Source organism: Frankia sp. CeCAU1, from assembly GCF_977971845.1.
Window position 1 is genome coordinate 1 of the sequence record NZ_CDWWXA010000107.1, and the last position, 3,989, is coordinate 3,989.

Here is a 3,989-nt window from a genome sequence, read left to right on the forward strand (position 1 = left end):
GGCGGCGGGCGGCGTCCGAGACGGGACTGTGGAGATCGCCGGCAGCGGCGGCAGGATCGTTGTCGCGGGCGAGGTGGCCGGGGCGGCCACCGTCGGCGGCCCGGCAGCCGACCCGCCTGCCGGCCCCGGCGGGCGCCGCTGCCCCGCCGCGTTGAGGGTGCGGGTCCGCCGGTCCTGGACGGTGTCGAAGCCGGCGGCGATGACCGTCACCCGCACCTCGTCCCCGAGTGCGTCGTCGATGACCGCACCGAAGATGATGTTCGCTTCCGGGTGGGCCGCGTCGGCGACCAGTTCGGCGGCCGCGTTGATCTCGAACAGGCCGAGGTCCGACCCACCCGAGATGTTGAGCAGCACCCCCTGAGCCCCGTCCATACTCGCCTCGAGCAGGGGGGACGCGATGGCCTGTTCGGCGGCGACGGTGGCCCGGTCGTCGCCGCGGGCCCGTCCGATGCCCATCAGGGCACTGCCGGCATGGGACATGACCGTCTTGACGTCGGCGAAGTCCAGGTTGATCAGGCCGGGCGTGGTGATCAGGTCGGTGATGCCCTGGACACCGGAGAGCAGCACCTGGTCGGCGCTGCGGAAGGCGTCGAGAACGCTGATGTCCCGGTCCGTCATCGCCAGCAGACGGTCGTTCGGGATGACGATGAGGGTGTCGACCTCATTACGCAAAGTGTCGATACCGGTGTCGGCCTGGGTGGCCCGGCGCCGACCCTCGAAGGTGAACGGCCGGGTGACCACACCGATGGTGAGTGCTCCGAGGGAGCGGGCGACGTTCGCGACGACCGGCGCACCGCCGGTACCCGTGCCACCACCCTCACCCGCGGTGACGAAGACCATGTCGGCCCCCTTGAGGACCTCCTCGATCTCCTCCCGGTGATCCTCGGCAGCCTGGCGGCCGACCTCGGGGTCGGCTCCGGCGCCGAGTCCTCGGGTGAGCTCACGGCCGACATCGAGTTTCACGTCGGCGTCGCTCATGAGCAGGGCCTGGGCATCGGTGTTGATGGCGATGAACTCGACGCCCTTGAGACCGACTTCGATCATCCGGTTGACGGCGTTGACGCCACCACCACCGATCCCGACGACCTTGATGACCGCGAGATAGTTCTGTGGGGCAGCCATGCGGTGTCGGTCCTCCAGCGGCGTCGGTGGTCGGACGGGGGTTACCCCGCCCCTGCGCCGCCGCGGGAAGGCGGAGCCGCGCGGCGAGCGAGGAAAGCAGTCGAAGCCTCAACCTTCACCGTCAGCTAGACGGTTACAGTTATGTCAACTTCCGACTGTGGATCGGACAGTAGGCACGGCTTCGGCGGTGGTCAAGGACGCTGTCGGCGCGTCACGACTTTCCCCGCATGGTGGCTTCGCCACCATGCGGGGACCCCCGCCCCGGAAGGGGTCTGTGGTAACCGTGACTCGCCTCCGGCGACCTTCCCGGCGCAGCCGACGAGGGCTTCGTCTCAATGTACGGACCCCGATCAATGTACGGATCCCGACGCCTGGCCGTGCCACGGATCAAGAGACCTCACCACCACCGGGGCCGATGATGGTGTACTGCCTCCCGTGACCGGTCAGCGCACCCAGCACGTCCATTTCCTCGGCATCGGAGGCAGCGGCCTGTCTCCGCTGGCCCAGATCCATCTCGCGGGCGGCGGGACGGTGAGCGGCAGTGACTCCGAAGACTCGCCCCGGGTGGCGACCCTACGCGCACGGGGGGTACCGATCCGGATCGGGGCCACGCCCGGTCCGGCCGCCTTCGCCGCCGAGCTCGCCGGTGCGGATGTCGTGGTCGCGTCCAGCGCGCTGCCCGACGACCATCCGGAGATCGTCGCCGCCCGCGCGCTCGGTCTGCCCGTGCGCCGCCGTTCGGAATGGCTACCGGAGCTCACCGCCGGCTACCGGCTGGTCGCCGTCGCCGGTTCGCACGGCAAGTCGACCACCTCGGCTATGCTCACCCTGGTCCTGCGTGCCGCCGGGCTGGATCCCACGGCGGTCATCGGCGCGGAGGTGTCACAGCTGGGAGGGAACGCGCTGGCCGGCTCCGGCGACGTCTTCGTCCTGGAGTCCGACGAGTACGGCGGCGCCTTCGCGGGCCTCGACCCGAGCATCGCCGTCATCACCAACGTCGAGTGGGAGCACCCCGACGTCTTCCCTGACGAGGCATCGGTCCGGACGGCCTTCGCCGCGTTCGCCCGACGGGTCCGGCCGGGTGGACGACTGGTCGTCTGCGGGGATCATCCCGGGGTGGTCGCCGTCCTCACCGAGCTGGGTCGCCAGCGGCCCGGCAGTGACGTCGCGGTGAATGACGTCGCGGTGATCGACTACGGCTTCGGTGCCGAACGCCACTGGCGCGCCGTCGACGTCGTCACCACCGCGGGGGACGACATGACCAGGGCGACCGTCCTGCGGGCCGGTCAGGAGATCGGTGCGCTGACCCTGACGGTACCCGGCCGGCACTCGGTGCTGAACGCGCTCGCGGTCCTCGCCACCGCCACCGAGCTGGGAGTCGCTCCCGCCCAGACCCTCACCACCCTGACGACCTTCACCGGCGCGGCCCGACGGTTCGAGTTCGTGGGCTTCTGGAACGGCCCCGCCGACAGCACCGGCGTCGGACCCGCCGGAGGTCCGGGCAGCCTGGAGGTGATCGACGACTACGCGCATCATCCGACGGAGGTCCGTCTGACGCTCGCCGCAGCCCGTTCGCGGGCTCGGGGACGGCAGATCTGGACGGTACTCCAGCCACATACGTTCAGTCGGTTCGCCGCGCTACTGGACGACTTCGCGGCCGCGTTCAGCGACGCCGACCGGGTGTACGTCACCGACATCTATGCCGCCCGCGAGACCGACGACCTCGGTCTGCATGCCGTCGACCTAGTCAAGCGGGTGAGCGAGCCGGCGGCGACGTACTACGTGTCCTGGCCCGAGCTCGTCGAACGACTCGCCACGGACGTCCGCGCCGCCCTGAGCGACGAGGCGTCGCGGGGGATTCTGCTGCTCACGCTCGGAGCGGGAACGATCACCACGGTCGGTCCCCGGCTGCTGGCCGCCCTGGGCTTCGCGACGGCCGGTTGACCCCCTCCCTCCGGCGGGGATTCCCACCCGCCTGGCCCGCCTGGCCCGCCTGGCCCGCCTGGCCGGCCAACGCCGCGACGGGTACTCCCCCACGGCCGTCCGAACGGCGGTGGGGTACCGCGGTGGGGTACCGTCGAAAACAAGAAGGGCTTCAATTCTCTCGTACAAAGAAGTGCCATCCGATGCCCGTGAGACGGCGTCTCCTCCCCGGCGTGAAAGCGGCGCCGCGCCGCGGACCCGTAACGCCGACGCGACGTCCCGGGCGATGATCCTGCCGGCTGTTGCCCGGCGTCGATGGTTGACTGCCGCAACACGCCCCGCCGGCATGGCCGGCGGCGATCAGGTGAGGATCGAGACGATGGCCGACACGCAGGACCCGCGCAGACCTGGCTTCGACGTCAGGGCGGTCAATCAGACCGTGATCGCCGAGTACCGGGCGACTGGCGGCGCGTTGGAGAAGACGCTGCCCGGTTCCAGGCTGGTGCTCGTGACGACGACCGGGCGGCGCAGCGGGAAGGAGCACACCACCCCGCTGGGGTACGTCATGGACGGCGGTCCCGGCCGCATCGTCGTCTTCGCGTCCAACATAGCCGCCCCGCGGCATCCGGACTGGTACCAGAACCTGACGGCCGAGCCGAAGGTCGTGGTGGAGCTCGGCACCGACCGGTTCGAGGCCGAGGCGTCGACCGCCACCGGGGACGAGCGGCAGCGGCTCTACGAGGCACTGGTCGAGACGATGCCGGGGATCCGCGGCCACCAGGAGCAGGTGGAACGGGAGATCCCGGTGGTCGTGCTGGTCACGCTGTGACAACCGGCCAGTGTTGGACACCCCCCTGGCTGTCCAACGACCGGGGACGGCGGGGCGGCCGGGGACGGCGGGGCGCTCAGAGAGCCGCGTGCCGCGGGCGGGATCGCCGCCGGGT

The 3,989-nt window shown here is 70.8% G+C and carries 3 protein-coding genes; 2 read left to right on the forward strand and 1 reads right to left on the reverse strand.

Annotation, left to right across the window (positions count from 1 at the left end; translation table 11 throughout):
* On the reverse strand, nt 1–1,122 hold a 1,122-nt coding region (ftsZ, locus tag AC08OO_RS17145), incomplete at its 3' end, for a cell division protein FtsZ (RefSeq protein ID WP_476618759.1).
* Nucleotides 1,123–1,557: 435 nt separating this feature from the next.
* Between ftsZ and murC the strand changes: the two genes are divergently transcribed.
* On the forward strand, nt 1,558–3,066 hold the full coding sequence (gene murC / locus AC08OO_RS17150) for a UDP-N-acetylmuramate--L-alanine ligase (RefSeq protein ID WP_476610708.1): 1,509 nt from the start codon (nt 1,558–1,560) through the stop codon (nt 3,064–3,066).
* A gap of 358 nt (nt 3,067–3,424) precedes the next feature.
* Nucleotides 3,425–3,874: a nitroreductase family deazaflavin-dependent oxidoreductase gene (locus AC08OO_RS17155; protein WP_476607082.1), complete on the forward strand. Its 450-nt coding sequence runs from the start codon at nt 3,425–3,427 to the stop codon at nt 3,872–3,874.
* The last annotated feature ends 115 nt before the right edge of the window (nt 3,875–3,989 follow it).

Excerpts from the sequence above, each read along its gene's own strand:
- AC08OO_RS17155 (WP_476607082.1), top strand. The coding sequence starts at position 3,425 with ATGGCCGACACGCAGGACCCGCGCAGACCTGGCTTCGACGTCAGGGCG.